At 53.0% G+C, this 23021-nt stretch carries 15 protein-coding genes and 1 pseudogene; 5 read left to right on the top strand and 11 right to left on the bottom strand.

The window, feature by feature from the left end; all coding sequences use genetic code 11:
* Positions 1-130: 130 nt before the first annotated feature.
* A pseudogene (locus OGY09_RS20890) lies at positions 131-235 on the bottom strand (hypothetical protein); the annotation flags it as partial.
* Between OGY09_RS20890 and OGY09_RS20895 the strand changes: the two are divergent.
* On the top strand, positions 234-506 hold the full coding sequence (locus OGY09_RS20895) for a SymE family type I addiction module toxin (protein WP_080685920.1): 273 nt from the start codon (positions 234-236) through the stop codon (positions 504-506). The pseudogene OGY09_RS20890 and the gene OGY09_RS20895 overlap by 2 nt on opposite strands.
* Before the next feature lie 6 nt (positions 507-512).
* Here OGY09_RS20895 and OGY09_RS20900 read toward each other — a convergent pair whose 3' ends face one another.
* The 5 genes from OGY09_RS20900 to hrpA all read right to left on the bottom strand — a co-directional run bounded on the left by OGY09_RS20900 (position 513) and on the right by hrpA (position 12153).
* Positions 513-845: a hypothetical protein gene (locus tag OGY09_RS20900; RefSeq protein WP_032943556.1), complete on the bottom strand. Its 333-nt coding sequence runs from the start codon at positions 843-845 to the stop codon at positions 513-515.
* Positions 838-5343, bottom strand: a complete 4506-nt coding sequence (locus OGY09_RS20905; RefSeq protein ID WP_050592526.1) for an RHS repeat-associated core domain-containing protein — start codon at positions 5341-5343, stop codon at positions 838-840. The genes OGY09_RS20900 and OGY09_RS20905 overlap by 8 nt, the downstream gene beginning before the upstream one ends.
* A 23-nt stretch (positions 5344-5366) precedes the next feature.
* On the bottom strand, positions 5367-5795 hold the full coding sequence (locus OGY09_RS20910) for a DcrB-related protein (protein WP_032943557.1): 429 nt from the start codon (positions 5793-5795) through the stop codon (positions 5367-5369).
* Positions 5792-7774 (bottom strand): type VI secretion system Vgr family protein, encoded by a 1983-nt coding sequence (locus OGY09_RS20915; RefSeq protein WP_122973787.1) that lies wholly within the window; start codon positions 7772-7774, stop codon positions 5792-5794. Before OGY09_RS20915 ends, OGY09_RS20910 begins: the two co-directional genes overlap by 4 nt.
* 476 nt (positions 7775-8250) lie before the next feature.
* Positions 8251-12153, bottom strand: a complete 3903-nt coding sequence (hrpA, locus tag OGY09_RS20920) for an ATP-dependent RNA helicase HrpA (protein WP_032943558.1) — start codon at positions 12151-12153, stop codon at positions 8251-8253.
* A gap of 201 nt (positions 12154-12354) precedes the next feature.
* Between hrpA and azoR the strand changes: the two genes are divergently transcribed.
* Positions 12355-12960, top strand: a complete 606-nt coding sequence (gene azoR / locus OGY09_RS20925) for an FMN-dependent NADH-azoreductase (protein WP_003020341.1) — start codon at positions 12355-12357, stop codon at positions 12958-12960.
* 44 nt (positions 12961-13004) lie between these two features.
* On the opposite strand, the gene OGY09_RS20930 is transcribed toward azoR, so the two are convergent.
* The 4 genes from OGY09_RS20930 to OGY09_RS20945 form a co-directional block, all read right to left on the bottom strand.
* Positions 13005-13196 (bottom strand): hypothetical protein, encoded by a 192-nt coding sequence (locus tag OGY09_RS20930; RefSeq protein ID WP_032943560.1) that lies wholly within the window; start codon positions 13194-13196, stop codon positions 13005-13007.
* Positions 13197-13320: 124 nt separating this feature from the next.
* Positions 13321-13647: a YdbL family probable chaperone protein gene (locus OGY09_RS20935; protein ID WP_032943562.1), complete on the bottom strand. Its 327-nt coding sequence runs from the start codon at positions 13645-13647 to the stop codon at positions 13321-13323.
* 7 nt (positions 13648-13654) lie between these two features.
* Positions 13655-13846 (bottom strand): YnbE family lipoprotein, encoded by a 192-nt coding sequence (locus OGY09_RS20940; RefSeq protein ID WP_008784882.1) that lies wholly within the window; start codon positions 13844-13846, stop codon positions 13655-13657.
* Positions 13843-16482, bottom strand: a complete 2640-nt coding sequence (locus OGY09_RS20945) for a YdbH family protein (protein ID WP_008784883.1) — start codon at positions 16480-16482, stop codon at positions 13843-13845. The genes OGY09_RS20940 and OGY09_RS20945 overlap by 4 nt, the downstream gene beginning before the upstream one ends.
* Positions 16483-17098: 616 nt before the next feature.
* On the opposite strand from OGY09_RS20945, the gene OGY09_RS20950 reads away from it, so the two are divergent.
* Both OGY09_RS20950 and hslJ read left to right on the top strand, forming a co-directional pair.
* The gene (locus OGY09_RS20950) at positions 17099-18088 is read left to right on the top strand and encodes a 2-hydroxyacid dehydrogenase (RefSeq protein ID WP_003833196.1); all 990 of its coding nucleotides are present in this window, start codon (positions 17099-17101) and stop codon (positions 18086-18088) included.
* Positions 18089-18200: 112 nt separating this feature from the next.
* Positions 18201-18617, top strand: coding sequence for a heat shock protein HslJ (hslJ, locus tag OGY09_RS20955; RefSeq protein ID WP_008784884.1), 417 nt, complete (start codon positions 18201-18203; stop codon positions 18615-18617).
* Between the two features lie 13 nt (positions 18618-18630).
* Here hslJ and OGY09_RS20960 read toward each other — a convergent pair whose 3' ends face one another.
* Positions 18631-18897 (bottom strand): putative hemolysin, encoded by a 267-nt coding sequence (locus OGY09_RS20960; protein WP_008784885.1) that lies wholly within the window; start codon positions 18895-18897, stop codon positions 18631-18633.
* A 274-nt stretch (positions 18898-19171) separates the two neighbouring features.
* Between OGY09_RS20960 and nifJ the strand changes: the two genes are divergently transcribed.
* Positions 19172-22696 carry a pyruvate:ferredoxin (flavodoxin) oxidoreductase gene (gene nifJ / locus OGY09_RS20965; protein ID WP_032943563.1) on the top strand — a complete coding sequence of 1175 codons (3525 nt, stop codon included), beginning with the start codon at positions 19172-19174 and terminating at the stop codon, positions 22694-22696.
* Positions 22697-23021: the final 325 nt, after the last annotated feature.

Below are 23021 nucleotides of genomic sequence, written 5' to 3' on the forward strand. Positions count from 1 at the left end.
CCTGGTGTTTATTCGTCGCAGAATACGGCACTCTATCACAATGGCCAGGTGAGAGCGCTGAAAGACGAAAAGGGAGCCAAGTAGGGCAAGATTACGAAACCCCGCGCCCCGCAAGGACTGACGCGAGGTACTATCTGTCCATCGTCGCTCTTCTCATCTTTCTTCTCAGCCCTGCTTTGAATTCCTTATTTTCTGTCAAAATATTTACCGCAATATGTCTTATACCAGAAAATATGACCACATATTACTCACAACACCCCAGCCTGCACCTTAAGGGCGACTGGCTGAAAGAGGCGGGATTTGAGACCGGGCGCGGCGTGACGGTGAAGATCTCGGACGGGTGTATTGTGCTGATGGCAGACTGTAACGAGGTGCAGGAGCTGCGCGAGCAGCTTTATCAGGCTAGGTGGTTAGGGGGATTAAAGATGTGCTTGTTTAGTGGGCTGAACGAAGGTTATATAATAAAAAAGCCGGGAAGAGTTAATTTCTTTCCCGGCTTTTTATGAAAATTTTTATTCGCTTGAAAATGGATAAAGACACTCTCTGAAAGAACTCTCCTTTATTTTTTCATCAAGTGCTCGACCATTTTCAAGTTCCATCTTATCTAATTTCGATAAAATAAACCGCTCATTCTCAACATGTCTTTTGTTATAAAACTCTATAGACTGCTGCTCCAAATCATCAATAGCTGCTAATTTAGAAAAAATGGAGTTAATCAGAGGGCTTCCTGCATATAATAAAGACTCCGTTTCCTCACAAGAAAATTTCAGATACATAATCGCTTTTTTCAAAGCAGCTATCTCACCTTGATTCAAAACCAATGATTTATCTTTTTTATCAACCACATTTACCCCCTCTTGACTTTATTTGTTCCTGAGTCATATTCAGCCGTTGCTCATATGATAAATGAGATACAACATCATACGGGTTCTTACCAGCGTGAAGTATTTCTCCTGGCTTTAATCGTCCTGAGTGAATATATTCCAATTCGGAACTTTGAAATATATTACCCATTTGCGTTGAGTCAGCCTTAAATATGATAGAATAATCTCCACGTCCTGTATGTATAGGATCATTTATAAAAATATCTCTCATCGCATCCTGAGGCGACATCAATATATCCGTAATATAAACTTTTCCTTTTGAGTTCGCTTCAATGACGCCAGTATTCATTATACGGTCAAAACCGGCCTTATCCGTATAATGGATAAAGATATCTTCGCCACTTAACCCTAACGGATCGATCCAACTTAACGGATTAGGCGCATAAGCATACAGGTTTAACCCGCCTCTTAGCCCTATCGGGTCCGGCGTAATAAACCGCCCCATATCCGGCGCATAATACCTGAACGTATTGTAGTGAAGCCCCGTTTCCCTGTCCAGATACTGACCCGCGAACCGCAGGTTTTCTTCCGGCGCACCACCCCATATCTTCCGCCACCTGCTTCCCTCTTCATCCGCGTATTCCGACCGCGTTTCTCCCCACGTATCCACATCCTGACGCCAGTGCAGTTTCCCGTCCTCATCCGTCAGCGCCTGCGGCATACCGTTATGGCTGCAGCGGTAGTAGTCCACACGCTGTTTGTCGCCGGTACCGTAAATCCTCGCCAGCGGCGTGTAACTCCCCGCCCCTTCGTACACGTACACCAGCGACTGTCCGTTGCGGGTCTCCGCCAGTAGCCGGAACCCTTCCCACACAAAGGTTGTCACCTCCTGCGCCCCGGTGACACGCCCGCCATCCGGCGCAGATACCGTCACCTCGCTGCGCTTTTCTGTTCGCCGCCCAAACGGGTCGTAGGTAAACATCACCCGGTGTCGCGTATTTCCGGCCCCGGTTGCGTCCGGCGTGTCCAGCACCGCTTCCGTCATCCGGTGTTCACTGTCATAACCGTAGCGCCACATCCCTCCCGGGCCCGGTTTCTGCACCATCCGGCCGTAAACATCATACCTGCACGCGTTATTCCCGCACTGAGGCTGCCGGTTATACTTCAGCGACAGCCCTGCCTGCGACGCCGTCAGCAGGTTACCCGCCACATCGTACGTATGATGCGTCACCCCACGAAAACTGGTGTCGTGGCGACAGACGTGGTCACCGTCATCGTAATGGTAGCCCTGATAGCGGTAGTCGCTGATTTGCGTTTCACTCAGCAGGTTGTGACGGCTGTCGTACTGCCAGTGCCACGCCTCCACCGGCCGCATCCCGTTCTCTGTGCGGTAGATTTCCCGGCGCGCCTGCCGCCCCAGTCGATCATAACGCGTACGTGTCGTCAGGCCGCCCTGCGTTCGACTGATTTCCCGGTGCAGGTTGTCACGGGTAAATTCCGTAATCAGCCGCTCATCCAGGCTGATACTCAGCGCATGACCGCTGCCGTAATACAGCGTCTTCAGGCTGCGACCATCCGGCAGCTGAACGGATGTCCGGTTACCCAGTTCATCCAGGCTGTAGCTCACCCGGCCAGAGTCGTTCTCCTCCGCCGTCAGCCGGCCGAGCCGGTCATGCTCCAGCAGCACGCGCTGTGCAGGACTCTCTGCTCCCGGCGGATAAAACAGCGCCGCCTGCAGAGTCCCTCCCGTCGTGTACCGGTAGACCGTGTGCCCGTCCGGCGTTTGCTTATCGGTCACTTCCCCGGCTGCGTTATACTGCCAGCGGTGCGTCAGCGCATCCGGCGTGCCGGCCGCCCAGGTTTTACTGACCACCCGGTCACAGACATCGTATTCGTAGCGGGTGATAACACCATCCAGACCCCGCTCTTCCGTCAGATGCCCATTTATGCCGTGGATAAACCGGTACAGCTCACCACTTTCGTTATACAAACGCGTCAGCCGGTTGCGCGCGTCATATTCACGCCGCACGGTATGGCCCAGCGGGTCAGTCACCACGCTCACCCGACCACAGGCATCATACTGCCAGCGCACCGGATTATTGTGTCCCACCCGGTAGCTTTCCGGCAGCCCCTGTGCCGTCCAGGACAGGCTGGCCGTCCAGTCCTCGGCACCGGAAACCGTTTTTAGCCTGCCTGCCGGGCTGTAAACATAGCGGGTACTCTCCCCGGCCGCATCCACCTCTTCGGCCAGCCGGTAAGCCGCATCGTACCGGTACTGCGTTGTTTTCCCGGAACAGTCCTGAACGCTGATAAGCTGCCCACGCTCATTACAGCTAAAGCGTTGTACGCCGCCCTTTTCATCTGTGAATTCGACGACCTGGCCCCATTCATCACGACGGTAATAACAGCACAGCCCGAGTGCATTGATTTCTGCACGCAGACCAAAGTTCGCATCATAAAAATACTGGTGTACGCTTCCCTCCGGCCCGCAGGCCTGAACAGGCAGCGCCCGGTCTTCAAGCCAGCGTGTACAAACGGCCCGGCCCAGCGGGTCGGTCTCCAGAATCATGTTTCCCGCATTATCATAGTGATATGCTCTGCTGGCACCCAACGGGTCGACGGTACGCGAAAGCTGCCCGTCCTCGTTCCACTCATAGCCCCATACCTGCCCGGATTCATCGGTGTACTTCTCCACCAGATAGCGACGATCCCATTCATGCCGGTGCGTTTCGCCACCGCCATGGGTGACGATGGTCACGCCCTGTGTCAGGTCATAACCAATCGTGGCGCTGTCACCTCCGCTGGACTCATAGGCCACCACCCGCCAGCCGTCGCTGAACTTTTTCCACTGATAGCGGTGACGGGCCCCGCCGGGCATCCGGTGCCCTGCCATCAGGGCGTCCGGGGTGTAATCAAATTCACGCAGGCAGACATCATCCGCATCGGTCACACGGTACAGTTCCCCCTGCGGGGTGTAGTCGTAGGACATCAGTAGCCGATGAACCGGCTCGCCACCGGGGGGGGCCGGGGTGAGCATGTGCTCAGTGATCCGGGTCGGACGCTGCGGGGAGTGTAAGTCCTGATAATGCAGCACCACCCGCAGGCTTTCCTGGGTATCGGTAATCGCCTGCAGGCGATCCTGTTCGTCATAATGGAGCCGCAAGCCATTGCCATAATTATCCGACAGCAGGTGCAGGCGCAGCTGCGAGGGCGCTAGCGGGTGCGGAAGATAGAGCCGCCAGGTGGCGCCGTCCAGATCACCAATCACCACCATGCCCTGTTCGCTCTGCGCAAATAACAGTCCTTCATCGGGACTGAATCCTGCCTCACCCGGCGGGGGACAGACAAAACGGAGTTCGCGCCCCCCTTCATCATGGAAGCAGGTGTATTCCTCCTCCCTGACCACGCGGGTTTCAAATGCGGTGCGCCAGCCGCGACCAAAGAGCCCTTCATGCGGGTTACGGCTGTTGTAGATGCGCTGCCAGATGAGAGGGAAACGGGCCGGGAGCTCAAAATCACAGTCCTCTTCCCCGCTCAGAACCTTCGCGCCCGTCGCGGCATGTACCGGATTCCACAGTGCCCGCACAGATTCGCCAATCTTACTGGCAAGCATTGCCGCCGCCATCCCCATTATCATGCAGGGAAGCTGTTTCAGTAGCTTAGTGGGGCGGCACGTCAGGACGGAAAGCGCGAGCAGCGCGGTTTCCACGCCGGGTGATTTGCCGCTATGAATAGGGCGAACCACAACCGGTTTCCCCCCGATGATGACGTTGGGAGAGACCACCGTAGAAACGGTGCCGCCGCAGGTTGTCCGGTCTCCGGTGCGGACAGCAGGCAGACCATTGATACTGACCTGAGAAGAGCCTTCGGCCATAAACTGTATGGGATTCGGTGGGTGTTTTTCGCATAGCACCACATCGTGCTCAGCTTCCACTACTCCGCCTGACGGCCCGGCCACGACAGGGTTAATCAACTCTCCCAGCAGTTCGCTGCCATAGCTGAACAGCGCAGACACCCCGTTCAGCACTTTTATCCCTGTGGACATCCGGGCGTCCTCTTCTTCCCGCCGCGTCTTCTCTTCCGCCTCCATTTTTTCCCGCGCGGCATTTTCGGCTGCGGTCATCAGACGCCCCGCAGCTCTGGCGGCAGGCAGACCATTGGTCTGCACATTTAAAGAGCCTGTCGCAATTTTCCCCTGCGGTGACGGGGGGGAGATAAAGTTTGCCGCGCCCTGAGCAATATCGCCGACAACCTCAGCAGCGCCCGATAACGAAACTGTCAGCCCTCCGACAATGCCCGCGGCTGTACAGGTTGTTGCGGCGGCTGACGCTGCCGCAACCGTCGCAGCTGACACGCCTGCAGCAGTTGCCGCCGCGGCGGCAAGAGGGGCTGCAGCAGCAACCACGACGACCCCAACAGCAACGCAAATAGCCGCTTCAAAAGCTCCCCCCAGTATATCGGCCAGAATACTGGTATGAATGATGTCGTCGCCCAGACGGGCGGCGTTCGGATTGCTCATGGCAAAACGTCCTCTGTCTGATCTCAGTCCCTGTCCAGCGTATTTTTAACCTGCAGCCAGAACCGTTCGTCCTCTTCGCTAAAGGTATTCAGTGCGGTGCAGGTCAGCATCAGCAGCCACCGTTCTGGCATCAGTACGGCCAGCTGGCGCTGGCAACAAAAATAAGGTTCACGAAGATATGTAGCCGTCGTTTCCCGGGCGGGACAGTCAGGCAATAAAGGCAACGTTAATGTGACGGGTGGCGTCTGTTGATAGTTATCGATCTGTGCAGCCACCTGTGCCCACTGGAATACCAGTTCGTCATCAAACGACCTGTCCCCGGCAATAACTGCGCGGGTGATCACCAGTGAGGTGTGGGTGCGGGTATTGCGGATAACCTGCATCGTGCAGTCAAGCCAGTCTTCTCCGCTCAGCGCCAGATGTCCTTCATTCATGCGGTAAATGGCGTTCATTTTCCGTCCCCCGTCTCTTCGGGGAATAATCCCTGTATAATGCTGGTTAAGTCTTTTTTATGGCTGTCACCGACAACGCCAATAGCCGGGGCAGGCTCTTCCGGATTCAGGCCCAGCATAGCTGTGCCTGTCGTAATGAGACTGTTACCCTCAGCCACGATGTTAAACGCCTTGCCCTTAAGGTTAATCACGCCCCCGGCATGCAACTCCAGTGCACTCTCCCCACATTCCAGCCGGATCATGGAACCTGAGCCGATGACCACATTTCCCGCGCTTTGCATTATCCTGTCGCCGCCGTTAAAACAGGTCACATCGGTTTTGACATTCACTTCCTGAAACTGCCGAATATTGAGCAGCTGGTGCCCGTCAATTTTGACATCTTCGTTGGCGGTCACGACTTTCAGCCGGTTATTGCCCACTACCAGACTCTGGTTACGAATGATCGCCGTACCCTGATCGTTGAGTACCGTCGTCTTCATGTCCTTCTGCGCATGCATCGACAACAGTTCCTGACCTGTTTTATCCTCGAACATCAGCTCGTTATACCCGCTGCCCTTGTACGTCTTCGACCGTATCGTCATCTGCGTCTTCGTCCCCGGCAGACCGCCAGGCGGCGGGTTATCCGCATGGTACGTCCGCCCCATGATTATCGGCTGGTCAGGGTCCCCGTTCAGGAAGTCCACTATCACCTCCTGGCCCACCCGCGGTATCGCCAGGTTGCCGAACCCCGGTCCCGCCCACGCCTGCACCACCCGTATCCAGCACGAGCTGTCCTGGTTCGCCGGGTTATACCGGTCCCAGTTAAACTTCACCCGCACCCGGCCATGTTCGTCACAGAAGATTTCCTCCCCCTCCGGGCCGGTAACAGTGGCTGACTGCGGGCCGTCCACTGACGGCTTTTCCATTGGCCGGGGCCGCCACGTCCTGTCCGCCGGTATCACCGTAAAATCATTCTCAAGGGTGGTCCCTGAACCGGAACGCCCCGCCACCGCCTGCGGCTGTTTCCCCTGCAAATCGCTGCTCACCACCTGCCATTCCCGGTTCAGGCCCGCCTGCGGATGTTCCGTCAGTTGAATACGCCGCCCCGGCCATATTGCCGGAGAACGACTTTTCCCCTGCGCCTCTTCGGCATTATTGCGCCAGCCCTCCACCTGCCAGCGGGCGAAGTTCTGCCCGTGGCCGTCCTTGAAGCGCCCCGGATAATCAAACACTTCATACTGTGTACGCTGATAATCCTGGTTCTGCCCCTGCTGCTCAAAGCGGCCCGCCCAGCCAGGACGTTTGAAGGTGTAGTCCTTGCCAATGACAGAAGAGGGGCGTATCTGTGCGCTGTGGCGGAACTGGCTGATGCACGGCGTGCTCACTTCGGTCCGGGTATTCGGGTTCCACGGGATGTCAAACGCCTCCGGCAGAAAGCGCACCGTGTCACACAGCACCAGACTCTGGTCGTCGCTGTCAGGCGAGTGCTCTTCGTAGAAGAACAGTCCTTCCTCCGCCGCCATCCGCGCCAGAAAGTCATAATCCGTTTCACCGTACTGCACGCAGAATTCCCGCGCCGGATGCGCCTCACTGAACAGCGGACTCCAGTCCGTCACCCCGTTTTCCTGCAATATCGTCCCCAGAATGCTTTTAATGTCCTCATTCTGAAAAATACGGGAGTTCTGCCGCAGGGAGGCACGCCACACCGGTGGCCGGACAATCATGCTGTACAGCATCTGATGTCCATCGTTTTCCCCCTGCTCAAACCAGGTCACAATACCGTTCACCCGGCGCTGTATCTCCGTGCCCAGCCAGATTTTAAGATGGGCTGTTTTTTCCAGAACCTGAGAGAAATCAATGCTGAGAAACTGCTGGCTGACCAGCGAAATATTGAGGGTGAACAACGAGGAAAGGGACTGCTCCAGGTGAAAGGATGTCACGGCCAGCGCATCCGGTGGCAGGCCGTCCACCTCCAGTGTGAAACGTAATCCTGTTGACATAAAAAAACTCCTGGGATAAAGCAGTAAACACACTCATATCGAAAGCTATTGTGAGTGATTTTTATTTACTATTTCGAGTGTTAACCTTTTTATATGCAAGCCGAATAAATTCATCATGAGAATATTTAAAAAACAACTTAATGAATCATTAAAAAACATATAGATTACGTTATATAATGACGTTGAGCATAATTATAAAAACACAATCTTTTCATTCACTAAATCAATGGAATCATTGCAATACAGACTTTTAAAAATCGGATTCACAGAACAAAAGGAAACAATATTAAGTATATGAATAAATGCCATCTATATATACAATGCTACCGCCACACCATGATTATCTATCTGCACCCTGGCAGCATACTCTTATTATATTTTATTCAACATACTTCGTATTATTTTCAGAATTCATAAATAAACCCGGCGCTTATGCTAACCGGGTTTATTAAAGAGCAAGAAAATGTATAACGTAGTCAGCCGCTAATCTGCTCCATCGCCTGCAGAATACGTTTATCGGAGATCGGATACGGCGTACCAAGCTGCTGGGCAAAATAGCTGACGCGCAGCTCTTCTATCATCCAGCGGATCTCTTTGACATCGGCATCTTGACGGCGTGCGGGAGGCAGTTTATTGAACCACTGCTGCCAGGCCTGCTGCACACTGTCCACTTTCAGCATCTGTGCACGGTCACGGTGCGGGTCGATAGCCAGTTTTTCCAGACGTTTTTCAATAGCCTGCAAATAACGCAACGTATCGCCCAAGCGTTTGAAACCATTGCCGGTAACAAACCCGCGATACACCAGTCCGCCCATTTGCGATTTGATATCCGCGAGACCCAGCGCCATGGTCATATCCACGCGCCCTTTCAGACGTTTATTGATATTAAACACTGCGGTCAGGATCTGTTCGACCTGCTTCGCAATCTCCACCACCGTATCGTTCAGTTCAGCCCGCACTTTTTCATGCAGCGCGGTAAAGCCTTCTTCAGTCCACACCGGGCCACCGTTGGCGTCAATTAACTGATCCACACCGCAGGAGATACAGTCGTCAATCAAATCCAGAACTTTACCGTATGGGTTAAAGTACAGCCCCAGCTTGGCTTTATTGGGCAGCTTCTCGTGCAAATATTTGATTGGCGAAGGAATATTCAGCAGCAACAGGCGGCGTAAACCGCACCACATCGCCTGCTGTTGTTCCAACGGATTATCAAACAGTTTGATGGCAACGCTGTCACGCTCATCGACCAGCGCCGGCCACGCTTTCACCTTATAGTTACCGCGTTTTTGTTCGTAACTTTCCGGAAGTTGACCGAAGCTCCAAATGTGCAACCCACTCTGTTCGATGCCGTCATCGGCCACCGCAGACAATGTTTCCTGAACTTTACCCTTCAGCGCATCCTTCAAATCTTGCAGCGAACGCCCTTCCTGTAGCTTCTTATTTTTATCATCCACCACCCGGAAGGTGATTTTTAGGTGATCGGGCACCTGATCCCAGTGCCAGTCTTCACGGTCAACGGTAACGCCGGTCATGCGGCGCAGTTCACGCTCCAGCGAGTCCAGCAGCGGCAGTTCCAGCGGTGTGACGCGGCCTAAAAACGCTTCCGCATAGTTCGGCGCGGGCACAAAGTTGCGTCGTACCGGTTTTGGCAACGACTTAATCAGGGCGATCACCAATTCGCGGCGCAGCCCCGGGATTTGCCATTCAAAACCGCTCTCTTCGATCTGATTAAGCAGCGGGAGTGGAATATGTACGGTCACACCGTCCGCATCGGCTCCAGGTTCGAACTGGTAGCTCAGGCGCAGCTTAAGGTTACCCTGATGCCAGAAGTTCGGATAATCCAGCTTACTGATTTTCTCCGCACCCTCTTTGATGAGCATGCTCTTTTCAAAGTTGAGCAGATCCGGTGTTTCACGGCTGACCTTTTTCCACCAGCTATCAAAGTGACGAGCAGAAACCACGTCATGGCTGATGCGTTGGTCGTAAAACTCAAACAGCGTCTCATCATCGACCAGAATGTCGCGACGGCGTGATTTGTGCTCTAACTCTTCCACTTCAGCCCGTAACTTCAGATTGTCACGGAAAAACGCATGGCGCGTTTGCCAGTCACCTTCCACCAGCGCATGACGAATGAACAGTTCACGCGACAACGCGGGATCGATCTGGCTGTAATTTACCTTACGGGCCGCAACAATCGGTAAGCCGTAGACAGTGACTTTTTCTGTCGCCATCACAGCACCCTGCGCGCGTTCCCAGTGCGGTTCACTGTATGAACGTTTGATCAGATGCTGGGCTACCGGTTCCACCCATTCGGGATCGATACGCGCGGCAATACGTCCCCACAGGCGGCTGGTTTCCACCAGCTCGGCGACCATCGTCCACTTCGGCGGTTTTTTGAATAAACCTGAACCCGGGAAGATCGAGAAGCGAGCGTTACGCGCCCCGGTAAACTCCTGTTTATCGGTATCTTTCATCCCGATGTGCGACAGTAAACCGGTCAGCAACGCGACGTGGATCTCCCGATATTCAGCGGGTTCGCTGTTGACCGGAATACCCAACTCTTTCACCACCTGGCGCAGTTGCGTGTAGATATCCTGCCACTCACGCACGCGCAGGTAGTTCAGAAAATCAAGTTTGCACTGGCGACGGAACTGGTTTGACGACAGCGCTTTTTGCTGCTCGCCGAGATAGTTCCACAGGTTCACAAATGCAAGAAAATCAGACTCTTTGTCGTGGAAACGGCGATGCTTCTCATCGGATGCCTGCTGCTTGTCCATTGGACGCTCGCGCGGATCCTGAATGGACAGCGCTGAGGTAATGATCATCGCTTCGCGCACACAACCATGTTTTTGTGCTTCCAGCACCATTCGCGCCAGCCGTGGGTCCACCGGAAGTTGCGACAGCTGACGGCCCAACGGCGTTAACTTATAAGCGGTTGCCTGTTCGTCGGTGGTTATCGCCCCCAGCTCTTCGAGCAGGCGCACCCCGTCCTGAATATTGCGTTTATCCGGCGCTTCAACAAACGGGAACGCCGCGATATCCCCCAACCCCAGCGCGGTCATCTGCAAAATAACGGATGCCAGGTTGGTACGCAGGATCTCCGGATCGGTAAACTCCGGGCGCGACAGGAAATCGTCCTCAGAATACAGACGAATACAGATCCCCTCTGAAACACGACCGCAGCGACCTTTACGCTGGTTAGCAGAGGCCTGCGACACCGGTTCAATCGGCAAGCGCTGAACTTTGGTGCGGTAACTGTAACGGCTGATACGCGCGGTGCCCGGGTCAATTACGTATTTGATTCCCGGAACGGTCAGCGACGTTTCCGCCACGTTGGTCGCCAGCACGATACGGCGACCGCTGTGCGACTGGAACACGCGGTTCTGTTCGCTGTTTGAAAGACGCGCATACAGCGGTAGCACTTCGGTATGGCGCAAATCCAGCTTATTCAGCGCATCGGCGGTATCGCGAATTTCACGTTCGCCGCTCATGAAGATCAGAATGTCGCCTGGCCCTTCACGCCCCAGTTCATCTACGGCATCAAAAATTGCCTGCAGCTGGTCACGCTCAGTGTCATCTGCATCTTCAACAATTGGACGATAGCGCACTTCCACCGGATACGTTCGGCCGGAGACTTCGATAATCGGCGCATTGTTGAAATGCTTAGAAAAGCGTTCCGGGTCAATGGTCGCCGAAGTGATGATAATCTTTAGATCCGGACGACGCGGCAGAAGTTCTTTCAGATAGCCGAGCAGAAAATCGATATTCAGACTGCGTTCATGCGCTTCATCGATGATGATGGTGTCGTACTGCATTAGCAGCCGATCCTGTTGGATTTCTGCCAGCAGGATACCGTCCGTCATCAGCTTGACCATGGTGTTATCACTGACATGATCGCTGAAACGTACCTTATAACCGATACAGCCGCCCGGCTCGGTCTGCAGCTCTTCCGCAATACGGTTCGCCACGGTGCGCGCCGCCAGACGACGCGGCTGGGTATGGCCTATCAGCCCTTTTACCCCGCGCCCCAGTTCCATACATATTTTGGGTAACTGGGTGGTTTTCCCCGAACCGGTCTCACCGGCGACAATCACCACCTGATGGTCGCGAATAGCCTCCAGAATATCCTGTTTTTTCTGGCTGACGGGCAGGTTTTCCGGGTAGCGGATTTCCGGACGCGCAGCTTCACGCAGCACAACTTTACCGGCTGCCAGCTCAATCTCTTTCGCCATCTCCTGGTAAATGGCCTGTTGTGCATCAGGATTTTTAACCTTCTTCACACCGTGCAGGCGGCGGGCAAAACGCTGTCTGTCACGCAGCATCAGTGAGTCCAGCTGTTGCTGCAACATGTTGAAGGTTAATTTTTGTTGTTCTGTCATAGCGTTAAAAGGCAGTGCTCTGCCGGGTTAAATCTCTTTTAGATGATGGGTATAGAGTACCACATCGGCGCTTTTCATGTGTTGTTCAATAATTTCGAACATAGGATTCGATATATTGCGCTATCACTGCGACAGGATTGTGAATAAAGTGTCAACAAGCAACGGGGCACTACCCCTTCAAACACATAAAAGGAAACACCCATGAGCAAGGTATTAGTTCTTAAATCCAGTATTCTGGCAGGGTACTCTCAGTCTGGTCAGTTGTCTGATTATTTTGTTGAACAGTGGCGTGAAAAGCACTCTGCTGATGAAATCACTGTCCGTGACCTGGCTGCAAATCCTGTACCGGTACTGGATGGCGAACTGGTGGGTGCGATGCGCCCGAGCGATACACCGCTGACGCCGCGTCAGCAAGAAGCGTTGGCGCTGTCCGATGAGCTGATTGCTGAGCTGAAAGCGCATGATGTGATTGTTATCGCCGCGCCGATGTACAACTTCAACATCCCAACGCAGCTGAAAAACTACTTTGACCTGATTGCCCGTGCAGGTGTGACTTTCCGTTATACCGAGAAAGGCCCGGAAGGTCTGGTGACAGGTAAACGCGCGGTGGTGCTGACCAGCCGTGGTGGTATTCATAAAGACACACCAACCGACCTGATCACGCCGTACCTGAACGTATTCCTGGGCTTTATCGGCATCACCGACGTGAATGTTGTCTTTGCTGAAGGTATTGCTTACGGCCCGGAAGTGGCGTCTAAAGCACAGTCCGACGCGAAAGCCGCTATCGACAGCGTGGTAGCTGCCTGATAATTCCCCCCTCTCACCATCCGGTGGGAGGGTTTCTCCGACACTTACTTCTTTCCCTGCATCTGTATCTGTTTGCCGTGAATGCGATTAATATCACGCCAGATAGGTGCATAATCCCTGCATTTCGCCAGATTCTCTTCCCAACAATGAAGCAAAAACTGTTCAGGCTCCGCGACATCCCGGCTTAACAGCTTGAATACCCAACGATTCCAGACGTACCACTTGAGAAGCCACATGATTTCACCCTACGACGCGACCGGTGTTGGACTATACCAGCATCCATTTTATGCCGTGTGGCAACTATTGCGATGTCGATGAATAATCCAGCGTCGTGTCCCTCTGGCAGGGTGAAAAAGCGATTTACTCTTTTCTCAACCACTTACCATTTATACCCTGCACATACTCTCCCGGTTTAGCGCGAGCAACCAGCTTTTGCCCGGCCATTTTTGCCACTTCATCTGGCGGAATATTATTGCTCTCTGCCAGTTGCTGATAGCTGGCGTTGCGCGCTTTATTAATCTCACTCACCAGCGCCTGCGTTTCGGCATCGGTTTGCAATGCGACCAGATAGCCATTGAGCGTTTCCCCTACTCGCCCCTGAGTTCTGGCTTCATTCAGGGTCAATGCCCACGTATTGCTGCTGAGTAAACTTAGGACGACCAGCGCCACTGCAAACTGTTTTCTCATCATGACCTCAGAACAAATCGCTGCGCGATTTCAATAAACTTTCGACGTCTTTATCAACTTTGATATGGATCTCATGCTCGATTTTGACGTTCATATTAATGGTGATGGGCTCTTTTGGCGCAGCCACTTCGATTCTGGGAGTACACCCTACCAGCAGAGATGAAGTCAGCAGACCCAGCATGGCAGCTATCGTTTTCATTGTTGTTCCTCACATTCCTTGCCTTCCGGGCAATGGGTTTCCGGCAGCGCTGCATTTTGTTCAAGCCATGCCTGTAAATTGTCGCCAAAACGCAAACTGCGCCATAGCGTAAAGACGTTTTCCTCGTGGGTATAATTCAAATTAACCGTACCTACTTTGCCATCTACCCGACTATTGCCAGTCACGGTTGACTGCATGGTTAAAACACCGAGGTTATCCAGATTTATTTTCGTCCACGAATGGCTTATTTCCATATAACGCAGCCAGTTAATGGCCGCCCCCGCCGCCATGTTATCTTTGACGACCGCATCCGCTGTGTCCTTATCAATACGCAACGTCATCGGCCCTGGATTAGTCAACCAGCCGTCTTTTATGATCCATTTTTCGTTATCCAGCCATAATGGCAACGCGCCACTGACCGGGCCAGACATGGCGAACTGTTTGGGGTTAACCGCACTGATAAGCTCGCTGGAAGAGATATTCTGCACCCGCAATAAGGCCGGGTCGTGCTGCGGCATCCGCAGTTGCTGCATGATGATTTTGCCACCCAGCAGGTCGGCACTGACATCGCTCAACAGTAACGGGTTGTTTTCACTCCAGGGGTACGCCCCCTGCAAATCGGCGGCGATATTCTTCACCGTCACCTGATTCACCACTTCCGCAATACGCAGTGAAATAGGTCCACGCGTACCCAGTTGCCAAGCGCCTTCACTGAACCGGAAAGGCAATACAAAATCGACACCGTTGATTTGGTTATCGGGCATCCAGGCGCTACCGCCTTTTAACACCCCATGACCGCCTGCTTCAAAGCCCTGCTCCGGGGCTGCCGAAAATGCGACCTGCGCATACAGATCACCTTCACGTAGCTTCATTTTCCAGTCAGGTGGAACCAGAGGTTGGAATACGGTGAGCGATTGTTTTGGCCACCATGCCTGTCCGCGCAGACGGATACCGTCCCAACGACCATTCAGCTGTACGGGCCCAATCGCCCCCGCGTGAAGCTGGCCTTTGAACTGGAAAATTGTCGGATCGCTACCTTCCACGCTGAACTTCAGCGTCGATGGTGGTAACACGCTTCCCCCGGTGAAGGTGGTGTTCCCTGCGTCCAGCGACAGCGCGCCGCTAAATCTCGGTTTGGTTGCATCCCGCACCCAAACTATCGGTTCGTCCATCACCAGACGCGGATTTTCCACCTTCATCGTGCCGTATTGCAGATGATCAAATCCGGTAGAAAGATCAAATAGCTTCAGGGTGTTGTCATGCCATTCTCCCTTACCCGCTACGTCCCAACGGGCATGCATCGGCGTAAAGCTGCCTTCCCCCCAATATCGCCACTGCCAACGACCGGCATCAGGAAGAAAATCATTTGCCAGGCCATCCAGATGCAGTTCAAAGCCCCCCATCTGGTTTTCATGCGCACGTAAAATAGCCTGCAGACGCCCATCCACACCACGTTGCGTGACTTTTACGCCTGCCAGCGGCCAGCGAATCTCGTCAATATCCAGCGAATCAATCACCCTCCCACGTGAGCGCAGCAGCGCTCCTGGCTCAAAAGCCAATTGTGGATCGTTCAGACTTCCGCTAAGTCTGGCGGGCAATTTCGCGTAGAAGATCAGATCGCCCTGTTTCGCTTCACCGGTCAACTGTAGCGGCATCTCGCTACTATCCATGCCAAGCTTACCCGGCCCCAGCGTTAATACGGCATTTCCTTTACCGGCGTCGCCATGCGTCAGAACGTTCAGACGCCCGCTCACCACCGCGTTTTCCAGTCCGGCCTGCCAGTTTTCAACTTTTATGCCCAACCGCCCGCTTAAGGGGAATCCCTGATAAGGCCAGTTCCAGCGTCCGTCGCTGATGGTCAGTTGCTGGCGTGTTATTTCCCACGGAAGGTCAAGCAGCGGATCGGCATTATCACGCGCCATGACGATCAGTTGTCCGCTGTTTTCTTGCCACTCCAGTTCGGCGTCCACAAGCGTGGGCTCTTGCGGCAGACTTAACGTCGCAACCGCATGACCGCTTACCGGTAGTCCATCGGGCACCAGTGGCATAGTAAATTCACCGACCAATTTTACCGGCGGCTGGCCTTCAAATGCCGCAACATCCAGCTCAGTTACCGTGAGGTTTTGCCCGTGCAAACGCCCCTGGAATTTAACTTTTTCACCCTGGTAACGCAGTTGTTGAGTGGTGGGAGTGAGCGAGAGTGACAGTTTTCCCTGCCATTCCTGCCATGGAGAAAGAATAAGTTTGTCGATGTTAATCCAGGTATTGGGCAGCATTGACTGCCATTCAGCCAGCGTTTTAGGCGCTGCTGGCGACGGCTCTGCCTGCGGCAATTTGGCCAGGCAAGCTGAATCCAACTCAATGGTCCCGACATTCAGCGCCCAGCGGCTGGGGTGAGACAGATCCGCCTGAGTGATGCGTGCTAGCGGGCAATCTTCAACCAGATAGCGGAGTTCAGGTATATGCAACCCATGCCGTGTCAGCCGCGGGCTCTCATCCAGCGCGATGCGTGTTCCAACGGGTAACCAGATACCCACCAACGTAGGCACCCACAGGCCAAGCGTCATCACTAGCGTCAGCGGCACGAGAATCAATAATAAGAGGAGTGCCAGAGCGGCTTTATATTTACCCTTCATGGGTAGTTAATATCCTGATTTAGCAAAAATTTAAGCCGGTTTAGGCCTGTATTGTGGCATGTTTAACTGGATATGCCCACATTAAGGATAGATAACCGATTTATAGGCACGCTGTTACACGTGCCGTCGGGGATATTAAGATTCAGACTCAATGAGGCCTCAGTTGTCCATCGCTATGTTTAGGTCCGATACGACCTGCTTCTATCAGAATTTCCTCAATGAGTTCTTCGAGGCACTCCCTACCATGATGATCGCAGACCAGATGTACCTGCCGGGAAATCTCATCAGGTTTCATACCATCGCATAATGCCGCCTTGAGCATTAGGGTGGCCCATCGTTTTGCTTCAGAGTGAGTCAGCATAACCCCTCCCGATAATTGCTACCTGTATAAGCGTAGCTGTCCGGATGTGATTCGGCTGGCTTTTTACCTGCCGCGATATTCGGGTGTTGAGTTGGATAGAAAAATATCCAGTTGTTGAAATTGTGTAACCTGCCCACACTAACAACAGATACGCTGAAATTATTCATTACGCCTATGACTATCAATAACTTTTTAGATTTTGTAAAATAATTTGAATTGGATTAATGTGACGTCAAAATCACTGGAGAAAGTCTTATGAAACTCGCCATCTATAGTACAAAACAGTACGACAAGAAGTATCTGCAGCAGGTTAACGAGGCTTTTGGTTTTGAACTTGAATTCTTTGACTTTCTGTTGACGGAAAAAACAGCGAAAACCGCCCATGGCTGTGAAGCTGTGTGCATTTTCGTCAACGACGATGGCAGCCGCCCCGTTCTGGAAGAACTGAAAAAGCATGGCGTGAAATACATTGCGCTGCGTTGTGCCGGGTTCAATAACGTCGATCTCGACGCAGCAAAAGAGCTGGGTCTGCAGGTGGTTCGTGTTCCAGCTTATTCACCAGAGGCCGTCGCTGAGCATGCGATTGGCATGATGATGACGCTGAATCGCCGAATTCACCGCGCCTACCAGCGTACCCGTGATGCCAATTTCTCTCTTGAGGGGCTGACCGGTTTTACTATGTATGGCAAAACCGCTGGGGTGATCGGTACCGGTAAAATCGGTATTGCTGCACTGCGGATCCTGAAAGGTTTTGGTATGCGTCTGCTGGCGTTCGATCCTTACCCGAGCGCTGCTGCGCTGGAGCTAGGCGTTGAATATGTCGATCTTAAAACGCTGTTTGCCGAGTCAGATGTCATCTCTCTGCACTGCCCGTTAACACCGGAGAATTATCATCTGCTCAATCACGAAGCCTTTGAGCAAATGAAAAACGGCGTGATGGTCATTAATACCAGTCGTGGTGCATTGATCGACTCACAAGCCGCTATCGATGCGCTGAAAAACCAGAAAATTGGTTCTCTGGGTATGGACGTGTATGAGAACGAACGCGACCTGTTCTTTGAAGATAAATCTAATGACGTCATTCAGGATGATGTATTCCGTCGTCTCTCAGCCTGTCATAACGTGTTGTTCACCGGACATCAGGCATTCCTGACAGCTGAGGCGTTGACCAGTATTTCTGAGACTACGCTACAGAATCTGGCCCAAATCTCCAAAGGCGAGACCTGTCCAAACGCCCTCTTCTAATTCCTGTGCTCCCCTGGCGTCAGGGGAGCATTTTCAGACAATCACCGATGATAAATCATTCAGTATCATTATTATATTGAATGTATTCCCGTCACAAACGTAGAGAAATTTAATGAAGAACGTTGTCACGTTGATTGCGCTCAGCATGCTGATGGCTGGCTGTGTGAGCAATGGAAAAGTTTCCGTCAATCGCGAACAGTTGCAGCATCACCGCTTCGTTTTGCAAAGCGTGAATGGTAAAGCCGTCACCGCCACCAACCCACCTGAGTTAAGTTTTGGCGAAAACATGACGGTATCAGGAAAGATGTGTAATCAATTCCACGGTCAGGGCAAGCTGTCCGACGGTGAGTTGAAGGTAAAAGATATGGCGATGACACGTATGATGTGCGCCGATCCACAGCTTAACGCGCTCGACGGGATCGTCAGCGAAATGTTTAAGCAAGGCGCACAGGTCGATCTGACTGCTGACCAGTTAACGCTGGCGACAGCAGAACAAACGCTGACGTATAAACTCGCGGATTTAATGTAGGAAACGTGGTGGCTTAATAGCTCCCACAACTTCCGGCGGCAAGCGACTGCTCACTACAGCGTTTGCCGTTGGGTAGCGCACACATCCCGATAGCAGAACCATCCAGTTGACGAGCAACAGAGAGCGAACCGCCAATCATGGCGCAATTAGCTTCTCCTGAACTGGACATTGCTGCCTTCATGCCCGGTGCGACATGCGCGGCGGTTGCCTGCTGAACAGGTTCGCTGCTACAAGCCGATAATAATAACGCGACACATCCTACCCAAAACGCTGCGCGCATCTTACTCCCCTCTGAATATTAACCAAACGACACAGCCATAAATAATAGGCAGCGGAAACACCGCCGTCGAGAGGCAAAATACGCATTTATGCGTACTGTTTACATTTTCTGGCAATTTTTTGCCTGCTCCTTTGATCAAACCATTCATTCTGTTTATTCCAGGGACACAAAAGCGAAAATCTGTCTTTAGCGCTTTTGCTAAAATAGAAAGATAACTACAGGACTCGCCGCTGTTACGCGTGTCCCTCTTTTTGCGCAATGTAAGGGTGTCAGTATGATCACAATTGACGGTAATGGTGCGGTTGCTTCAGTCGCATTTCGTACCAGCGAGGTTATCGCCATCTACCCGATTACGCCCAGTTCGACGATGGCTGAACAGGCAGATGCCTGGGCCGGGAACGGGCTTAAGAACGTGTGGGGGGATACCCCTCGCGTCGTAGAAATGCAGTCAGAAGGCGGCGCGATCGCAACCGTTCATGGCGCGTTGCAGACCGGTGCGCTCTCTACGTCGTTTACCTCATCGCAGGGCCTGTTGCTGATGATCCCAACGCTGTACAAACTGGCCGGTCAGTTGACCCCGTTTGTACTGCACGTTGCGGCTCGCACAATTGCTACTCACGCATTATCAATCTTTGGCGATCATTCCGACGTGATGGCGGTGCGCCAGACAGGATGTGCAATGCTGTGTGCCAGCAGCGTTCAGGAGGCACAGGACTTTGCGCTGATTTCGCAAATAGCCACCCTGAAAAGCCGGGTTCCGTTTATTCATTTCTTTGATGGTTTCCGTACATCCCATGAAATCAATAAAATTGTGCCACTGGCCGACGACACGATCCTCGGACTGATGCCGCAGGCGGAAATCGATGCTCATCGCGCTCGGGCGCTTAATCCTGAGCATCCGGTTATTCGCGGTACGTCTGCGAATCCGGACACCTATTTCCAGTCACGCGAGGCAACAAACCCGTGGTACAACGCGGTTTACGATCATGTAGAGCAGGCGATGAACGATTTCGCCGCAGCGACAGGTCGCCAGTACCAGCCATTTGAATATTACGGCCATCCTCAGGCTGAGCGCGTCATTATCTTAATGGGCTCGGCGATTGGAACCTGCGAAGAAGTCGTTGAAGAACTGCTGGCGCATGGCGAGAAAGTCGGCGTTCTGAAAGTGCGTCTGTTCCGTCCATTCTCTGCCAGACATTTACTGCGCGCGCTGCCGGAAACCGTACGCAGCATCGCCGTCCTGGATCGCACCAAAGAGCCTGGCGCACAGGCAGAACCGTTGTATCTGGACGTGATGACCGCGTTAGCAGAAGCCTTCAACTGTGGCGAGCGAGAAACGCTGCCGCGCGTGATTGGCGGACGTTATGGCCTTTCTTCCAAAGAGTTTGGTCCAGACTGCGTGATGGCTGTCTTTAATGAGCTGAGCAGCGCGAAGCCGAAACCTCGCTTTACGGTCGGTATCTATGATGATGTCACCAACTTGTCGCTACCGTTACCGGAAAACACCCTGCCCGGTACGGCTAAGCTCGAAGCGCTGTTTTACGGGCTGGGCAGCGACGGTAGCGTGTCAGCCACCAAAAACAATATCAAAATTATTGGTAACTCGACGCCATGGTATGCGCAGGGTTATTTCGTCTACGACTCGAAAAAAGCAGGCGGTCTGACGGTTTCCCACCTGCGCGTTAGCGAGCAGCCTATTCGATCAGCGTATCTGGTTTCACAAGCCGATTTTGTTGGCTGTCACCAGCTGCAATTTATCGATAAGTATCAGATGGCCGAGCGCCTGAAACCAGGCGGTATCTTCCTGCTTAATACGCCATACAGTGTGGATGAAGTCTGGGGTCGTCTGCCACAGGAAGTTCAGGCGGTACTGAATCAGAAGAAAGCCCGTTTCTACGTGATTAATGCGGCCAAAATCGCCCGCGAATGCGGTCTGGCAGCGCGAATTAACACCGTTATGCAAATGGCCTTCTTCCATTTGACGCAAATCTTACCCGGCGACAGCGCATTGGCTGAATTGCAGGGGGCGATTGCGAAAAGTTACAGCAGTAAAGGACAGGACCTTGTTGAACGTAACTGGCAGGCTCTGGCCCTGGCGCGCGAATCCGTCGCCGAAGTAGCACTCCAGCCGGTTGATCCGCACAGCGCAAACCGACCACCGGTGGTTTCTGATGCCGCACCTGATTTCGTGAAAACCGTCACCGCGGCAATGCTCGCCGGGCTGGGTGATGCCCTCCCCGTATCAGCGTTGCCGCCAGACGGCACCTGGCCAATGGGCACCACGCGTTGGGAAAAACGTAATATCGCCGAAGAGATCCCCATCTGGAAGGAAGAATTGTGTACCCAGTGTAACCACTGCGTTGCCGCGTGCCCGCACTCGGCAATCCGCGCCAAAGTGGTTTCACCTGAAGCGATGGAAAACGCCCCTGCCAGTCTGCATTCTTTGGATGTGAAATCACGCGATATGCGCGGTCAGAAGTATGTCCTGCAGGTTGCACCAGAGGATTGCACTGGCTGTAATCTGTGTGTCGAAGTTTGCCCGGCAAAAGATCGCCAAAACCCGGAAATCAAGGCCATCAATATGATGTCGCGCCTTGAGCATGTTGAAGAAGAAAAAGTTAACTATGACTTCTTCCTCAATCTGCCGGAGATCGACCGCAGCAAGCTTGAACGCATTGATATCCGTACCTCGCAGTTAATCACTCCGCTGTTTGAATATTCCGGCGCCTGTTCTGGTTGTGGTGAAACGCCGTATATCAAACTGCTTACGCAGCTGTATGGCGACCGCATGCTGATCGCTAACGCGACCGGCTGTTCATCGATTTATGGCGGTAACCTCCCCTCAACGCCGTATACGACCGATGCCAATGGTCGTGGACCTGCGTGGGCAAACTCTCTGTTCGAAGATAACGCTGAGTTTGGTCTGGGCTTCCGCCTGACGGTGGATCAACACCGTGTGCGCGTCATGCGTTTGCTGGAGCAGTTTGCGGATAATATTCCGGCTGAACTGAATGACGCCCTGCATGCTGAAGCGACGCCAGAAGTACGCCGTGAGCAAGTTGCTGTGCTGCGCCAGCATCTGAAAGATGTCGAAGGTGCACAGCAACTGTTAACCGATGCCGACGCGCTGGTCGAGAAGTCCATCTGGCTGATTGGCGGCGACGGCTGGGCTTACGATATTGGTTTTGGCGGGTTGGATCACGTCCTGAGTCTCACCGAGAACGTCAATATTCTGGTACTGGATACCCAGTGTTACTCCAACACGGGTGGACAAGCGTCGAAAGCCACGCCGCTTGGGGCGGTTACCAAGTTTGGTGAGCATGGCAAGCGCAAGGCTCGCAAAGATCTTGGCGTCAGCATGATGATGTACGGACATGTTTATGTCGCACAGATTTCTCTGGGCGCCCAGTTGAATCAGACGGTCAAAGCTATCCAGGAAGCTGAATCCTACCCCGGCCCGTCGCTGATTATCGCGTATAGCCCATGTGAGGAGCATGGCTATGACCTCGCGCTAAGCCACGATCAGATGCGTCAACTCACGGCTACCGGATTCTGGCCGCTGTACCGCTTTGACCCACGCCGAGCAGACGAAGGTAAGCTGCCGCTGGCGCTCGACTCGCGCCCACCGTCAGATGCGCTGGCCGAAACATTGCTTAACGAGCAGCGTTTCCGCCGCCTGAACGCCCAGCAGCCAGAAGTTGCAGAACAGCTGTGGAAGGATGCGACGGCTGATTTGCAAAAACGCTACGACTTCCTGGCCCAACTGGCAGGCAAAGCGGAAAAGAGCGGTACCGAATAATACGTTTTTCTCAGTATTAGCCCGGAACCAAAAAAAAAGCCCGAACAGTTGTTCGGGCTTGTCAATTTATTCGCTGGCTAATTAATAAGTGACATCAATATACCAACAAAAAATAAAACGTGACAATAAAGGCATATAACACGCGCAGAATAGCCCAACAAAATTCAATTGTATAATTTTTATTTTATATATATTTTCATTAACTCATTCATGTCAACTATCACTATTTCCGTAGAATTATTTGTTTAAGGTTTTACTTAAGACGTAACAATTCATATTTATCTCTTTACGGAACTTCTCCTTTAGCATGCTTTTACTCCCTACA

It is taken from the genome of Citrobacter sp. Cpo071 (genome assembly GCF_030332765.1).
Classification (GTDB): domain Bacteria; phylum Pseudomonadota; class Gammaproteobacteria; order Enterobacterales; family Enterobacteriaceae; genus Citrobacter; species Citrobacter portucalensis.